This window comes from Streptomyces sp. NPDC043870 (genome assembly GCF_056435785.1).
On the sequence record NZ_JBWKDT010000021.1, the window covers coordinates 44,481 to 60,833 of the forward strand.

General features: G+C 70.9%; 10 protein-coding genes. 5 read left to right on the top strand and 5 right to left on the bottom strand.

Going from position 1 to position 16,353, the window contains the following annotated elements; genetic code table 11:
* Positions 1 to 379 precede the first annotated feature (379 nt).
* Complete coding sequence (locus AC0699_RS23920; protein WP_478663628.1) at positions 380 to 1,270, top strand: universal stress protein; 891 nt, start codon at positions 380 to 382, stop codon at positions 1,268 to 1,270.
* Between the two features lie 135 nt (positions 1,271 to 1,405).
* On the top strand, positions 1,406 to 4,060 hold the full coding sequence (locus AC0699_RS23925; RefSeq protein ID WP_478663630.1) for a SpoIIE family protein phosphatase: 2,655 nt from the start codon (positions 1,406 to 1,408) through the stop codon (positions 4,058 to 4,060).
* A gap of 139 nt (positions 4,061 to 4,199) precedes the next feature.
* On the opposite strand, the gene AC0699_RS23930 is transcribed toward AC0699_RS23925, so the two are convergent.
* Together AC0699_RS23930 and AC0699_RS23935 are read right to left on the bottom strand one after the other, a co-directional pair.
* Complete coding sequence (locus tag AC0699_RS23930; RefSeq protein WP_478663631.1) at positions 4,200 to 5,150, bottom strand: ABC transporter substrate-binding protein; 951 nt, start codon at positions 5,148 to 5,150, stop codon at positions 4,200 to 4,202.
* Positions 5,151 to 5,193: 43 nt separating this feature from the next.
* On the bottom strand, positions 5,194 to 6,714 hold the full coding sequence (locus AC0699_RS23935) for an aminotransferase class I/II-fold pyridoxal phosphate-dependent enzyme (protein ID WP_478663634.1): 1,521 nt from the start codon (positions 6,712 to 6,714) through the stop codon (positions 5,194 to 5,196).
* Between the two features lie 73 nt (positions 6,715 to 6,787).
* Here AC0699_RS23935 and AC0699_RS23940 point away from each other — a divergent pair, with 73 nt between their 5' ends.
* A complete protein-coding gene (locus AC0699_RS23940) occupies positions 6,788 to 7,768 on the top strand; it encodes a LysR family transcriptional regulator (protein WP_478663636.1) in 981 nt (326 codons plus the stop codon).
* A 3-nt stretch (positions 7,769 to 7,771) separates the two neighbouring features.
* Here AC0699_RS23940 and AC0699_RS23945 read toward each other — a convergent pair whose 3' ends face one another.
* From AC0699_RS23945 to AC0699_RS23955, 3 genes are all read right to left on the bottom strand, one after another.
* On the bottom strand, positions 7,772 to 10,225 hold the full coding sequence (locus AC0699_RS23945; protein ID WP_478663637.1) for a SpoIIE family protein phosphatase: 2,454 nt from the start codon (positions 10,223 to 10,225) through the stop codon (positions 7,772 to 7,774).
* Positions 10,226 to 10,453: 228 nt separating this feature from the next.
* Positions 10,454 to 12,532 carry a SpoIIE family protein phosphatase gene (locus AC0699_RS23950; RefSeq protein ID WP_478663640.1) on the bottom strand — a complete coding sequence of 693 codons (2,079 nt, stop codon included), beginning with the start codon at positions 12,530 to 12,532 and terminating at the stop codon, positions 10,454 to 10,456.
* Between the two features lie 108 nt (positions 12,533 to 12,640).
* Positions 12,641 to 12,850, bottom strand: a complete 210-nt coding sequence (locus AC0699_RS23955; RefSeq protein WP_478663643.1) for an MbtH family protein — start codon at positions 12,848 to 12,850, stop codon at positions 12,641 to 12,643.
* A gap of 246 nt (positions 12,851 to 13,096) precedes the next feature.
* Here AC0699_RS23955 and AC0699_RS23960 point away from each other — a divergent pair, with 246 nt between their 5' ends.
* The gene (locus AC0699_RS23960) at positions 13,097 to 14,437 is read left to right on the top strand and encodes a hypothetical protein (RefSeq protein ID WP_478663645.1); all 1,341 of its coding nucleotides are present in this window, start codon (positions 13,097 to 13,099) and stop codon (positions 14,435 to 14,437) included.
* 51 nt (positions 14,438 to 14,488) lie between these two features.
* The gene (gene polX / locus AC0699_RS23965; RefSeq protein ID WP_478663647.1) at positions 14,489 to 16,210 is read left to right on the top strand and encodes a DNA polymerase/3'-5' exonuclease PolX; all 1,722 of its coding nucleotides are present in this window, start codon (positions 14,489 to 14,491) and stop codon (positions 16,208 to 16,210) included.
* Positions 16,211 to 16,353 lie beyond the last annotated feature (143 nt).

Sequence of the window (16,353 nt, forward strand, 5' to 3'; positions counted from 1 at the left end):
CCTGGCGTCCGACTCCCGGAACAAGGGTTTGCCGAGGTCTTCGGGGTCCGGGGCCCACCGGGTGCCGGTCACGGCCGCGACGATACGCCCGCGCACACGCCCGCGCACCGGTCGGGACCAGCGTGTCCGGATCCGGGACGTCGTGTCACGCCCCGCCCGTGCCCCCGGAGCGTGCGTGCCCGAAGCTGTCCCGCTCGATCAGCTGCGGCAGCGGCACCTGGATTCTCCGTGTCGAATTCCGGTCGGCCACCTGTCGCCCGGAGAAACACCATGACCTCCCTCGGCAGGGATGGCCGGATTGTCCCGGCCGGAGCGGCACAATCCGGGTACCGCAGTAGCTGACGCGCCCGCAGACGTCAGCCTCGAACAGGGAGCGCTCATGCCGGACGCCGCCGAGACATCAGAACGACCGGTCCTGGTGGGTGTCGACCAGGGGAGTGGCCAGGAGGCCGTCGTACGCTATGCCGCCCAGCAGGCCTCCCTGCACGGCAGGCCGCTGCACGTCCTGCACGTCGTCGAGCACCGGGCCCCGGCCGCCGCGCGGGAGGAGCCGGGGGAGCAGCCCGCTCCGGAAGGTCCGGGATCAGAGGTCCTGACTCCGCTCGTGGCACTCGTCGAGTCGGAGTTCCCCGGCCTGCCGGTCACCTCGGAGTCGGTCGGCGGCAGGCCGGCCGCGGTGCTCCTGGAGCGGTCCTCCGAGGTCCCCTGGGTAGTGGTGGGTCACCGGGGCAGCGGGGGTTTCGCCCGGCTGGCGCTGGGCTCGGTGAGCTGGCAGGTGGCCACGCACTCCGCATGCCCGGTCTTCGTCGTCCGCTCCGGTGAGGTCTCCGCTGCGGCGGAGAACCGGGTCGTGGCCGGCGTGGACGTCTCCGACCCCGCCGATGAGGCCCTGGAGGTCGCCTACGCCGAGGCGGCCCTGCGCGGGGCGCGCCTGGAGCTGGTGCACGGGAGCTTCCATCTGGGGGAGGTGCCGTCCGGCCCCGGCATGGTCGAGCCGGACTTCGAGATCCGCGACGAGGCGCTGCGGACGTCCCTGCGGGAAGTGGCGGACAGCCGTCGTGACCGGTATCCGGGAGTACAGGTCGACGTGCGCGTGGAGCGCCTCCGCCCGGCGACCCTGCTGGCGGACGCATCGCAGGGCGCGGCTCTCCTGGTCGTCGGCTCCCACGGGCGTTCCGGGCTGCGCAGGCTGCTGCTGGGATCGGTGAGTTCCGAAGTGCTGCACACGGCCGCGTGCCCGGTGGCGGTGGTCCACCGGGCAGCGCAGTAGCCGGCGCTGCCCGGCCGGCCCACCCCGGGACCGGCGCACATACGGCGCGTGACCCGCAGCGGCGCGGACGGGTGCGCCACTGCTACTGCCCGCAAGCGTTCGCCCACCGTATGCGGGCGGTGTTTAGATGGAAACATGGCGGGAGTCATCGGCCGCTTGCGCTCGGTGGTAAGTGCGCGGGCCGTCGCCAGCCAGGTGTTCGTCCTGCAGGTGGCGGTCGCGGTGCTGCTCGTCATCGCGGCGGTCGTGACCCTGCTGTTCCAGTCCCGGAACGACAGCGAGCGGGAAGCCCGCAACCGGTCGGTCGCCGTGGCCGAGACCTTCGCGCATGCGCCGGGGGTCGAGAAAGCCCTGGAGGGCCCCGACCCGACCGCGGCGCTACAGCCCAAGGCCGAACGGGCCAGGGAGCTGTCCGGTGTGGACTTCATCGTCGTCATGACGCCGCAGGGCATCCGCTACACCCACCCCAACCCCGCCCAGATCGGGAAGAAGTACATCGGCACCATCGGTCCGGCGGCGAAGGGCGGGGTCGTCACGGAGACCGTCACGGGTACCCTCGGTCCTTCCATACGCTCCGTGGTCCCCGTCACCGACGACAAGGGACGGGTGATCGGGCTCGTCGCCGCCGGGATCACGATCGAGCAGGTGAGCGGCTTGGCCGAGCAGCATCTGCCGCTGCTGCTCGGCACCGCCGCGGTCGCCCTGGCGGTCGCCACCGCCGGGTCCGCGCTGATCAGCAAGCGGCTGCGGCACCAGACCCACGGGCTGGGGCCGGTCGGGATGACCCGGATGTACGAGCACCACGACGCCGTCCTGCACGCCGTGCGGGAGGGGGTACTGATCGTGGACGGGGTCCAGAAGCTGGTGCTGGCCAATGACGAGGCACGGCGGCTGCTCGAACTCCCCCCGGACCCGGAGGGACGGCCTGTCCTCGAACTCGGCATCGATCCGGAGATGGCCCGCCTGCTGAATTCCGGGCGCCCGGTCACCGACGAAGTGCATGTGATCGAGGGCCAACTGGTGGCCGTGAGCCAGCGGTCGACGACTGGGGGAGGCGGGCCGCCCGGCACGGTCGCCACCCTGCGTGACACCACCGAACTGCGGACGCTCAGCGGCAAGGCCGACACGGCGCAGGGGCGCCTGAGGCTCGTGTACGACGCCGGGATGAAGATCGGCACCACCCTCGACGTGGTGCGGACCTGCCAGGAGCTGGCGGACTTCGCGGTCCCGCGATTCGCCGACTACGTCTCCGTCGACCTGCCGGACCCTGTACTCCAGGGCGAGGAGCCCGGGGAGAGCAGCCCGGACCTGCGCCGTGTCGCCTACGCGGGCATCCGGGACGACGCCCCGCACTATCCGCGCGGGAGGATGATCCACTTCGTCCCGGCCACGCCGCAGGCGATCTGCTACCACACGGGGACGACCGCCGTGGAGGCCGATCTGGCCGCGTTCACCGGCTGGCAGGGACAGGAACCGGAACGGGCCCGCAGACTGGTCGCGTACGGGATCCATTCGATGGTCGCCGTTCCGCTGCGGGCCCGCGGGGTCAGCCTCGGCGTCGCCACCTTCTGGCGCTCGCAGAAGCCCGGGCCCTTCGACGACGACGACGTGTCGCTCGCCGAGGAACTGGTCACCCGCGCCGCCGTGAGCATCGACAACGCCCGCCGATACACCCGCGAGCACGGCATGGCGGTCGCCCTGCAGCGCAGTCTGCTGCCGCGTGCCCTCCCCGAGCAGAACGCTCTCGAAGTCGCCTACCACTATCTGCCCGCACAGCCCGGCCTCGGCGGCGTCGGCGGTGACTGGTTCGACGTCATCCCCCTGCCCGGCGCCCGTGTGGCACTCGTCGTGGGAGACGTCGTCGGCCACGGGCTCCACGCGGCCGCCACCATGGGCCGGCTGCGCACCGCGGTGAACAACTTCTCCACCCTGGACCTGCCACCCGACGAGCTGCTGTGGCACATGGACGAGCTGGTCAGCCGTATCGACCAGGACGAGGAAAACGGCGGCGGGGTCACCACGGTCACCGGGGCGACCTGCCTGTACGCCATCTACGACCCGAACTCCCGCACGTGCACCATGGCCCGCGCGGGTCACCTCGAGCCGGCGATCGTGCACCCCGACGGCGGTGTCGAATTCCCCGGCACGCCCGGCGGTCCGCCCCTCGGCCTCGGTGGCCTCCCCTTCGAGACCACAGAGCTGCACCTCGCCGAAGGCAGCAGCCTGGTGCTCTACACGGACGGACTCGTCGAGGACCGCGAGCGGGACATCGACGAGGGGCTGGAGCTGCTGCGCCGCGCCCTGGCGCACACCGGCCGGGCGCCGGAGGAGACCTGCCGCGCCGTGCTCGACGCCGTGCTGCCCGAGCGGCCACTGGACGATGTCGCGCTCGTCGTCGCCCGTACGCGCGCGCTGGACGGGGACCGCACGGTCTCCTGGGACGTGCCGAGGGACCCGTCGGCGGTCGGGCGGGTACGGGCCGACGTCTCCCGGACGCTGGATGGCTGGGGGCTGGGAGACGGGGCGTTCAGCACCGAGCTGATCCTCAGCGAGCTGGTCACGAATGCCATCCGCCATGCCACCGGACCCATCCGGGTACGCCTGATCCGCGACCGTTCCCTGATCTGCGAGGTCTCCGACGGCAGCAGCACCGCCCCCCACCTGCGGCGGGCGGCGGCCACGGACGAGGGCGGCCGCGGCCTGTTCCTGGTGTCCCAGTTCGCCGAGCGCTGGGGCACCCGGTACTCCGGCTCCGGCAAGGTCATCTGGACGGAACAGCCACTTCCGTGAGACGCGGACGGGTGGGGGCGGTACGGGATCCCGTACCGCCCCACCCTGAGTGTGGCCGTTGGAGGACTCCCAACAGACATGAGGGTGTTGCCTCTCAACGGCTCAACGGCTCAACGGCTCAACGGCGTTTCTTCGCCGGTCACGTACCGCCGTTGATCCTGGCCTCGGTCACCGCGCCGTCCGCGACGCCCCACTTCGCGATGATCTTCCCGTACTCGCCGTTCTTGATGATCGCGTCGAGCGCGGCCTGGAGCGCGTCGCGCAGCTGCGTGTTGGACTTGGCCACCGCGATGCCGTACGGGGCCGCCTCGACCTGCTCACCGACGATCTGGAAGTCGTTGCCGCCGCCCGAGGTCTCGGCCGCATACGCGGCCACGGGGAAGTCCGACACACCGGCGTCACCACCGCCGGCCCGCAGACGGGTCTGCGCCTGCTGGTCGTTGTCGAACGCCTCGGTGGTGATCTTGCCCTTGCCGGCCTTCGTGCACTTGGCGTTCTCGGCCTTGGCGAGGTCCTCGGAGACCGTGCCGCGCTGCACGACGATCTTCTTGCCGCACAGGTCGGACCAGGTCTTGATGCCCTTGTCGGCGCCCTTCTTGGTGTAGATCGAGACACCGGCGGTGAAGTAGTCGACGAAGTCGACGCCCTCGCCGACCTTCTTGCCGGTCTCGGAGTCCACACCTTCCTGACGGTCCTTGGTGTCGGTCATGGCCGACATCGCGATGTCGTACCGCTTGGAACGCAGACCGGTGATCAGGGTGTCGAACGTGCCGTTCTCGAACTCGAACTTCACGCCGAGCTCCTTGCCGAGCGCGTCCGCGAGGTCCGGGTCGATGCCCACGACCTTGCCGGAGCCGTCCTTGAACTCCACCGGCGGGTACGCGATGTCCGAGCCGACCTTGACGACGCCCTTGTCGCGGATCGACTGCGGCAGCTTGTCCGCCAGCGGAGCGGCCGACGTGGCAGGGCTGTCCCCGTCGCCCTTCCCGCCCTCGTCCTTCGTCTGGTCGCCACAGGCGGCGACGAGGGAGACGAGGCCGGTCACGGCGACGGCTGCCACGGCACGGCGTGCGGCGAGGTGTCTGGTCATGGTGGTTTCTCCAAGGGTTCGGACGCGGGCGGCGGGCGGGTCGCTACGAGGGGAGTGCGCCGGGGTCGACGACGCGGAGGCGGGAGACGGCAGGGTCGAGTGCGCCACGGACATGACCGCTGGGAGCCGCGGCGGTGCGCTGGAGGAAACCGATCACTTCGGCCGTAATCACCTCGCCCGGCAGCAGGTTGGGGATGCCCGGCGGATAGGCCGCCAGGGTGTCCGCCGAGATCATGCCGACGGCGTCCGCGGCAGGCAAGGTGCGAGACGGGCTGAGAAACGCCTCGCGGGCCGTCAGCCTGGCCGGGCCCGGAGACGGCAGCCGCAGCCGGGACCGCTCGTCCGCGCCGGTGCCGGCCAGGGGGCCGGGAAGGCAGTGCAGGGCTTCGACGAACCGGTCCGTATCGGGAGAGGCCCCCGCCCCCACCACGGCGACGATCGCGGAATCGGTCGCGACCTCCACCATGATCTGGTGATCGCGGGACAGGAGCCTGCGTGCCTCGTGACCGGATATGCCGCCGATTCGGGTGTCGATGGCGATACGCAGGGGATCGGCGGCGGCGATGTCCGGGAACAGCCCGAAGGTGTCGCTGACGATCGCGTACCGTCCGAGCTTGCGGATCACCCGGCGCACCGTGTCCGCGGCCTCCACGGACGCGCCGACGGCGTCTCGGCCCTGCGCGAGGCTCGCCCGTGCCACGTCGAGCGATGCCATGAGCAGCGCGCTCGCGCTCGTCGACTGCACGAGCCGGAACGCACGGTCCACGAGCGGCTCCAGGCGGTCGGCGAAGGGACCGTGGCCGAGGTGGAGCATGGCCGACTGGGTGAGGCTGCCCGCCAGCTTGTGCGTGCTGGACGTGACGAGATCGGCGCCCTGGGAGAGCGCGTTGCCGGGGAGGGCGGGGTGGAAGCCGAAGTGTGCGCCCCACGCCTCGTCCACGATCAGCGGAACGCCAGCGGAATGGGCGGTCTCGGCCAGGGCGCGGACATCGGCGACCGCACCGAAATAGCTGGGGGAGACGACATAGGCGGCCGCCGCTTCCGGGTGCTCGGCCAGGGCCCGGGCCAGGTCCTCGGCAGTGACTCCATGGGCGATGCCCTGGTCCTCGTCGACCGACGGCAGTACGAACGCGGCCTCCAGCCCCGACAGTACGAGTCCGTCGATGACGCTGGAGTGGACACTGCGCTGCACCACCAGGGTGCGGCCCAGCGCCGGTGCCATGAGCGACGCGATCTGGTTGCCCTGTGAGGCGCCGTTGGTGAGGAACCAGGTGCGCCGGGCACCCCAGGCCTCCGCGGCCAGGGCGAGCGCCTCGTGCAGCGGAGCCGTGCTGCCGAGATCGATTCCGTCGAGGAGCGGCGGAAAGTCCAGTCGGAGGGCTTCGGGGCCGACAAGAGCGGCGAGCGGTTCGAAACCGGTCGTGTCCGCCGAGTGCCCGGGGACGTTCAGCCGGACCCAGCTGCGGCGCGCGTGGGCCCGCAGCGCTTCGGCGTACGGAGCGCGGTGCTGCCCGGATCCGGTCAGCTGTCGTACTTGGGCCGGTGCGGTGGTTGTGCTGTTCACGCCGGTGAGCGTGGCACCCCGCGAGCTATCGAGGAATACAGGAGTTACCTGCAGCCCTCCATACACTGTCTATATGCTCGAGCTTCGTCAGCTGCACGTCCTGAAGGCGATCGCACAGGAGGGCTCGCTCGCCGCCGCCGCCCGCGCACTCCACTACACGCAGCCCACGATCACCCACCACCTCGGGGTGCTCGAGGCCCACTTCGACGCGCGCCTGGTGCAGCGCGGGCCGCGCGGGGCCGTACTGACCGAGCTCGGCGCGGCACTGCTGCCGCATGCGGAGGCAGTGCTCGAACGGCTGCGGCTCGCCGAGCGGGAGGTCCGGGATCTGGCCGAGCGGGGTACGCACACCCTGCACATCGGTACGTTTCCCACCGCCGGGGCGCTGCTGCTGCCACCGGCGGTGAAGGCCCTCCGGCAGGGCGGGGTGCACATCTCGCTCACCGAAGGCGAACTGCCCACCCTGTTGCAGGGGTTGCGCGCGCGTGAGCTCCACGCCGCCCTCGTCTTCTCCCAGCCGGGGGACCGCCTCGATCTCGACGACGATTTCGAGCTGCATCCGCTGCTGCACGATCCGCTGCAACTGGTGATGCCCGAGGACCACCGGTGCGCCGGCCTGACGCACGTGCCCCTCGAAGACCTCAGGTACGACGACTGGATCGGCGCGGCCGACCCCCGCGACCCGTGCGACCGTCTCCTGGCCTGGGCTTGCGCCCAGCACTCCTTCGAGCCGGTGCATGCCCTGCGCACGGACGACTACGCGGTCGTCCAGGGCTTCGTCGCGGCAGGCGCGGGAGTGGCGCTCATCCCCCGGCTCGCCGTCGGTACCCCGCGCGAGGACGTCGCCGTGCGACAGCTCAAGGGTGCCCCGCTGGCCCGGGAAATCAGCGTCGCCGTTCTCCGCAGCGCCGCCGCGCGCAGCATCCAGGAGCTGGTGGCGGCCCTCACAAAGCAGGCGAGGCAGATCCAGCAGCGGTGGAGCGCCGCCGGTGCCGGCACCGACGCGGACACGGGGGCTGATGCGGGCGCCGACGTGGACACCGGCCCGGAGTAGGTCTCACGCGTCCTCGGTCAGCCGCTCGCGCGGCGCCAGCGGCAGCTCCGACCACACCTGCTTGCCGCTGCTGAGCGGTACCGAGCCCCAGGACGTCGTCAGCGCCTCGACGATGAGAAGTCCCCGGCCGCCGGTCGCCTCCCAGTCCAGCTGCGCCGGCTTGACGGGACTGCGGGGCGAGGTGTCGTTCACGGAGATCCGCAGCCGGTCGGCGGACAGCGTCAGATCCAGGCGTACCTCTCCCCGCGTGTGGGCGATGGCGTTGGTGACCAGCTCGGACACGACCAGCAGGGCCGCGTCGAGTTCGTCCACCACACCCCAGGAGCGCAGCGTGCGGGCGGTGAAGCGGCGGGCGTGCATCACCGCGTTGGGGAGCCGCCACACCGTCCAGTGGGTCCGCATCGGCCTGACGCGCGTGCCGTCGTAGCGCAGGAGCAGCAACGCCACGTCGTCGTCGCGCCGGGTGGCGCCCACGAGCAGTTCGTCGGCCACGCGTCCGGGATCGGCCGGGTCGGCCGCGGCGAGCACATCGCACACGCGGTTCAGGCCGTCGTCGAGGTGGAGGTTCGCCGACTCGACCAGGCCGTCCGTCAGCAGGGTGAGCAGGGTGCCGGGGACCAAGCCGGCTTCGGTCATGGGGAATTCCGCGTCCGCGAGGACTCCCAGGGGAGGCCCGCCCTCGACCGTCATCAGCTCGGTGCTGCCGTCCGGGTGGCGGATCACCGGGGGCAGATGGCCGGCCCGCACGCACCTGGCGATGCCTTCCTCCATGTCCAGGTCGAAGTAGATGCAGGTGGCGAACAGATCGGTCTCCATACCGACGAGCAGGAGGTTGGCGCGGGCCACCACCACATCGGGCGGATGGCCCTCGACCGCGTACGCCCTGACGGCCGTGCGCATCTGGCCCATGATGGTGGCGGCGCCGGCGCTGTGCCCCTGCACGTCCCCGATGACGAGCGCGACATGACCCTCGCCGAGCGGGATGACGTCGTACCAGTCGCCGCCCACTTCGAGGCCCACCGTCGCGGGCAGATAGCGGGCGACGGCCTCCCCGCCGGGCAGCTCCGGGAGCTTGCGGGGCAGCAGGCTGCGCTGGAGCATCGTGGCGAGCTCGTGCCCGGCGTCCAGCGCGTGCGCGCGCATCAGGGCATGGCCCACCAGACCAGCGGTCGCTGTCAGCAGTGCCCGCTCCTCCGGTTCGAACCGGTGCTCCTCGTCCCATCCCACCAGACACACACCGACCATCCGGCCGTTCGCCGGGAGCGGCAGGACCGCGAGGCCGCCGGGACCGATGCCCAGGAGCCCGGGCTCCAGGTCCGCGCCCGGTGGCCACAGGCTCACATGGCCCTCGCGCAGCGCGCTCTGCAAGGTGGGCAGGTCGTGGGTCGACGCGTCGGGCCACTCGGACCGCCATGCGGCCCGCCACACGTCGGGCCAGGCAATGGGCTCCGGAGGGTCCAGGACGGTGACCACGAGCCGGTCGGCCTCCAGCTCGGCGACCAGGACCCGGCTGGCGTCCAGCGGGTCGCGCAGGGCGCCGACCACCGTCTGGCTGACGTCCCGGATGGTCGCGGCACCGGCCAGCCTGGCCGAGAGCCGCTGCACGACGGAGACCTCGTCGGCGCTCGGGCGCAGATAGGAGGCGTCGGCGACCACACCCAGCACGCGCTCCGGTGTGCCGTCGGTGGCCACCAGCACGCGGCACCGCAGCCCCAGCCAGCGCAGCTCGCCGCCGGGCCTGCGGATACGGAAGGCCAGCTGCTGTGTGGCGGAGGACAGCTGGCCCGGCTCCACTATCGCCATGAGCGCGGGGATGTCCTCCGGGACGGCGCATGACAGGAGGGTCTCCACCCGTCCGTCGAAGTCCTCGGGAGCGATGCCCAGCAGCTCCAGCACGTGCGCGTGCGCCTCCATGTGCCCGGTGCTCAGCTCCAGGATGAACGCACCTCCGAGGAGGGGCACCAGGGTGTGGGCCAGCGGCGGCCGGGGCGCCGTCTGCCGCCCGGAGACGCGGGCGGCGACCGATTCGAGTCCGGCGGCCACCTGGTCGGCGTAGAGCTCCAGCAGATCGCGGCGGTCGGCGCTGAAGCCGTCCGGGACCTCACCGGCGACGACCAGACAGCCCAGCTGCTTTGCGCCCCGTCCCAGCGGCAGTGCGCCCAGCGAGACCTTGGCCTGCGACATCCCGCCGCCGTTCCGGAGAACCCGGCCGGGAAAATGGTGGGGATCGCTTTCGACGTAGGCCGCGAGTTCCTTCGGACTCAGCCACAGGGGACGGCCCGAGCGGAAGGCTTCGGCGGCGGGGAAGTGGCCGGAAACGGAAAGTACCGCCGGCAGTCCGTACACCATGCTGCGGTTCCCGGTCAGCTCGGCCAGATGGAGTTCTTCGCCCCCTTCGGCCAGCACATAGACAGCCGCCAGCTCAGCCCCGCAGAACGCAAAGCTTTGCCTGCTCACCGCCTGTACCGCCTCCCTGAAAGTGCAGCCGTCGCCGACGCTCTCACTCCATGCTGTCGCGCCCCGGACCGTGGGGGCGAGTCAGGAACGGAAGGTGACGAGCCCTGCGGGGGAAGTGGCCCGTCGGCGAAGACCCTACTGGCAGGGCTGTGGATTCGGCCATGGCCGTGCGTACGGCTCTCATGACCGTTCGTGGTGCGCGGCGAGGCGCGCTCGGTACGGAGGCGCTCACGGCAGCACCGTGCCGTCCGGGAGCGCCTGTTCCGACCAGATGGTCTTGCCTTCCCCTGCGGTCCTGGTGCCCCAGCGGTCGCTGAGCTGCATGACGATGAACAGTCCGCGGCCTCCTTCGTCGGTCGGCGCCGCGTGGCGCATATGGGGCGAGGTGCTGCTGGTGTCGGAGACCTCGCAGATGAGGTTGCGGTCGAGGATGAGCCGCAGTTCGATCGGTCCCTGGCCGTAGCGGATGGCGTTGGTCACCAGCTCGCTGACGATCAGCTCGGTGGTGAAGACGGCGCGGGCGAGATCCCACGCCGCGAGCTGGTGCTCGACCAGCCGGCGGGCCGTGGCGACGACCGATTCGCGCGCGGGGAGTGTCCACACGGTGACGCGGTCGGCGCGCAGTGCGCGGGTACGGGCGAGGAGCAGTACGGCATCGTCTTCCGGCTTCGCCGGAACCAGCTCGTAGACGGCCGTGTCACACAGCTGGTCCAGCGCTGCGTCGGGCTGGGTGAGGATCCCGTGGAGCCTCGACCTTGCGGCGTCGGCGTCCCTGCCGCGGGCCATGACCAGACCGTTGGTGTACAGGGCGAGCAGGCTGGATTCCGCCAGGGTGGTCGTGGCGGAGGTGTATCCCGCGCCGCCGGCGCCGAGCGGAGGGCCGGCCGGCACGTCGAAGGGTGTCGTGGAGCCGTCGGGCCCCAGCACCAGGGGCGGCTGATGGCCGGCCCGCGCGGCGGTGCAGGAGCGGGACACGGGGTCGTACACCGCGCAGAGGCAGGTGGCGAGGAATTCCTGGGCCGTGTCGCCGCCGGGTCCCAGGGACGTGTGGGTGCGGGCGAGGAAGGTGGCGGTCTCGTCGAGCCGCGCGAGCATTTCGTCGGGTTCGAGGTCCTGCAGGGCGAGGGTGCGGAGCGCGGTGCGCAGCTGCCCCATGGCCGCGGCGGCCTCGATGCCGTGTCCGGCGACATCGCCCACGGCCAGGGCGACCCGGGTGCCCGACAGCGGAATGACGTCGTACCAGTCGCCGCCCGCGCCTTCGGGCAGATAGGCGTACGCGGTGTCGACGGCCGACACTGCGGGCGGCCGGTCGGGCATGAGACTGCGCTGCAGCGTGGTCGCGATCTCGCGTTCGCGGACGTAGCTGCGCGCGTTGTCGATGTGCACGGCGGCTTTGGCGACCACTTCCGTCGCCAGCGCGTAGTCGTCGTCGCCGAACGGCTCACGGCGTACGAAACGGTAGAACGAGGCCAGGCCCAGCAGGGTCTCCCGCAGCGTCAGCGGCACCACGATGAGGGAATGGACCCCCGCGGACACGAGTGGCTCCCAGCGGTCCGGGTCCGCGCCGATCCAGGCGTCGCCCGCATCGACATGGGCGACGAGCCGTGGCCTCAGGTCGTTGAGGGCCTGGGTGAACGGTGTGGGGAAGGGGAAAGTGCTCAGTGCGCCCTTGGACAGTGGGCCTTCACCGCCGCCCACGGACCGGAACGCCGCCCTGCGCAGCGGTGTGTCGGCGGCGAGCGGGCCGCGCCTGGGGGCCCGCCCGCGCAGTGCCTCGTCGACGAGGTCCACCGCCGCCGCGTCGGCGAGGCGCGGTACGAGAACGTCCACGAGCTCCTCCGCCGTACGGAACGCGTCGAGGGACGTGCCGACGGAGCCCTGTGCCTCATGCAGAACGTCCAGCCGCTCCAGGGCGGCCTCGCGCTCGGTCACATCGTCGACGATGGCCGCGAGGCCCAGCGTCTTCCCGTCCGCGTCGTGGAGTCTGAACAGGGAGAGCGAGATCACGAGCGCCCGGTCCGGGTCCGCGAGCGGGCTGCCCCTCACCATGCGGTCCCGGACCACCTGGCCCGTTCGGAGGACCTGCTCGGCCAGGGAGGTGATTTCCCCTGCGCCGGCTCGCATCGCGAACTCGTCGATGGTGTGACCGAGGATGTCCTCCGGTGGTACGTCGCGGACACCGGGTGCCGTGTGGTTGAACCGGATGACGCGCAGGTCGGTGTCGAGGACCCACAGGCCTTGTGGTGCCTGGCTGAAAAGGGCGTCGAGGAGCGCCGCCTCCGCCTGGGCCCTGTCCGCTGCGTCCACCAGTACACCTCCGGGAGCCGTTCACTCCCCGGTTCCACCATCACCGATGGGGGCGGACCGGCAAGTCGGTTCGCCCCCACGTCATGACCGCGGCACGTCAAGTCGGCATCAGGTCCCCATGGACTCCTGGAGGCTCTTCGGCCGCATGTCGGTCCAGTGCGTCTCGATGTAGTCCAGGCAGGACTGGCGGGTGCCGGGGCCGTGGACCACCGCCCACCCGGCCGGGACCTCGACGAAGTCCGGCCACAGGCTGTGCTGGTCCTCGTCGTTGACCAGTACCGAGTACACACCTTCGGCATTCTCGAACGGGTTGCTCATTCGCGGATTCTCCTCCGTACGGATGTGCGGACGTGGGACGTGTGGATCAGTATGAACGGGCCCGGGAAGCGGTGGGCGGCCCTTCGTCGTTCAGCGCCGCGCGACTGCGCTCGACCCGGACGACGCGTAAGGGCGTATCACTCACCTGAGCGGCCCAGCTCCGTTCGCGCGCGCTCCTTCCCCAAGGTCTGCTGTTGTCCGGCCCGTCAGACATCGGAGGCCGGTCGGACAGCGGAGGAGAGCGGCATGCCGGACAACGCGAGCGCGAGCTCCGAAGGGAGTGAGCTGGAGCGGCTGCATGCCCGTATCGCGGCACTGGAGGCCGGGCAGAAGGCGCCTCGGCCGCCCCGGCACCGATTGCGCTCGTTCATCGCCGCGCTGCTGATCGTCATCGGCTGCGTACTGGCGCCGCTGAGTGTGGTCGCCCGGTGGACCGCGAGCCAGGTCGGCGACACCGACCGGTACGTCGCCACCGTCGCACCGCTCGCCTCCGACCCGGACGTCCAGTCCGCGGTCGCGGGCCGCGTCACCAACGTCGTGATGCAGCACATCGACCTGCCGAAGCTGCTGGAGGAGGTGGCCCCGGCCGACCGCCCCAGGCTGGAGCAACTGCTCGGCACGCTCGGCGGGGCCCTGGAGAACGCCGTCCGCAGCTTCGTCCAGGACCGGGCGCAGGACATCGTCGCGTCCAACGCGTTCAAGACCATCTGGACCGACGCGAACCGCAGGATCCACGCCGCGCTCGACAAGGCGCTCACCGGAAGCGGCGGCGGCGCGATCGAACTCACCGACAACGCGGTCCAGATCGACCTGGCCCCCGTGATCGACCAGGTCAAACAACGGCTCGTCGACGAAGGACTCACCGTCGCCGCGAAGATCCCCGAGATCCATACCAATTTCACGGTCGTCCAGTCCGAGAGCATCGGCAAGGTCAAGACCGCCTTCCGCCTTCTCGAACTCGCGGCGACCTGGCTGCCCATCGTCGGCATCGTGTTCATCGCCGCGGGCGTCCTGCTCTCGGCACACCGCCGCAAGGTCCTCGTCGCCGCCGCCCTCGGTGTCGCGTTCGCGACGCTGCTGCTCGGCATCGGGCTGACGGTCTTCCGGGTGATCTATCTCGATGCCCTGCCCCAGGGCGTCTCGCAGCCCGCCGCCGAATCCGTGTACGACATCATGGTCCGCTACCTGCGTACGGCGGTCCGCAACGTCGTGGTCCTCGGCGTGGTGGTCGCCCTCGCCGCCTGGCTCACCGGACCCGGCCGGTACGCCGGCCTCGCACGGCAGCTGTGGACCTCCGGCATCACGGCGACACGCACCACCGCGGACCACGCGGGCCTGCGCACCGGGCCCGTCGGCCCCTGGGTTCGCCGCTACCGGACCTGGATCACCTGGGTGCTGGTCGCGGCCGCCGTGCTGGCCTACATCCTGTGGTCGTACCCGACCGCCTGGGTCGTCGTCGGGCTTGCGCTCGCGCTGCTGTTCGCCCTCGCGGTGGTGGAGTTCCTGGCGCAGGACGGCGACGCCTCCGCCCGGGCACAGGGGAGCCCGGATCCCGCCGCCACGCGCGGCCCTCCGCACCCTTCGTGAGGGCCGTACGCCCGCAGGGCATACGGCCGCGGACCGTGTGAGGCTGGACCCATGGCCAGGGCCAACGAAGAGATCGAGGCGCTCCTGCAGGAGTACGCCGACCTCATCGCCATCACCGGAGGCGACGCCTTCAGGGCACGCTCCTACGAGAAGGCCGCCCGGGCCGTCGGCGGGTACCACGCCGATGTGTCCAAGCTGGACGCCAAGGGGCTGCGGGAGATCCCCAACGTCGGCAAGTCGATCGCCGACAAGATCGTGGAGTATCTGACGTCCGGACACATCTCCGCCGTGGAGGAGCGACGCCAGTCCATCCCGGCCGGTGTCCGCGAGCTGATGGCCATCCCCATGCTCGGGCCGAAGAAGGCCATGACGCTCTACGCGGAGCTGGAGGTCTCGTCGGTGGACCAGCTCCTCGACGCGATCCACGAGGAGCGTCTGCGCGATCTGAAGGGATTCGGCGAGAAGACGGAGGAGAACCTCCTCCACGGCATCGCCCTCATGCAGAAGGCCGGCAGCCGCATCCTCCTCAACGCCGCGATGGACTCGGCCGAGCAGATCGTCGCCGAGCTGTCGCAGATCAAGGGCTGCGAAGGGTGCACCTACGCCGGTTCGCTGCGCCGGATGCGGGAGACCATCGGGGACATCGACATCCTGGTCGCGGCCGACGCGTCGGCGCCCTTCATGGAAGCCCTCGGGGCGCTCCCGTACACCGCCGAGGTCATCGCGCACGGCGAGAAGAAGACGTCCGTCCGCACCACCAAGGGCCTCCAGGTCGATCTGCGGGTGCTGCCTCCCGACTCCTGGGGCGCGGGACTGCAGTACTTCACCGGCGCCAAGGCGCACAACATCCGCACCCGCGAGATCGCGGTCCGGCACAAACTCAAACTGTCCGAGTACGGGCTCTTCGAGGCCAAGAGCGGCAAGAAGATCACTTCCGAGACCGAGGAGGAGATCTACGACCGTCTCGGCCTGCCATGGATCCCGCCGACGCTCCGTGAGGACCGCGGCGAGATCGCGGCCGGGCTGCGCGACGAGCTCCCGGAGCTGGTGACCGAGGACGACATCCGCGGTGATCTGCACACCCACACCGACCTCACCGACGGTCTCGCCCCGCTCGATGACATGCTCGCCGCGGCTGCCGCGCGCGGATACTCCTACTACGCGGTCACCGACCACGCCCCCGATCTCGCCATGCAGCGCATGACCAAGGAGAAGATGCTGGCGCAGCGCGAACGGGTCCGCGAACTCGACGGCAAGCACCGGGGGATGCGGCTGCTGCACGGCACGGAGCTCAACATCGGTCCCGAAGGCGATGTGGACTGGCCCGACGAGTTCCTCGCGGACTTCGACATCTGCGTGGCCTCGATCCACTCCCACTTCAACCAGAGCCGACGGGCGCTCACCCGCCGCCTCGTCCGCGCCTGCGAGAACCCCTACGTCGCCGTCATCGGCCACCCCACCACCCGCAAGATCGGCAAACGCCCCGGCATCGACGCCGACTTCGACGCCGTCTTCGAAGCCTGCGCCAGAACCGGTACCGCCCTGGAGATCAACGCACACCCGGAGCGGCTCGACCTCGGCGACGAGGACATCCTGCGCGCCAAGCGGTACGGCGTGAAGTTCGCGGTGAACTCGGACGCGCACTCCACCACGCATCTGCCGTACATGCGCTACGGGGTCGCCACGGCCCAGCGCGGCTGGCTGACCAAGGACGACATCATCAACACCTGGACGCTGACGAAACTGAAGCGCTTCCTCCGTCCGAAGAGCTGACCGCGCCCGAACGCCCGACGCGGCTCAGCACGGCTGCCGCCACCGGTCCAGCTCCCGCCTCTTCCGCATCGACGACAGGCCCAGACGGCGGGCTTGGGCGCAGAAGTCCTGTGTGGCCAGGGTGTATTCGACATGGAACACGC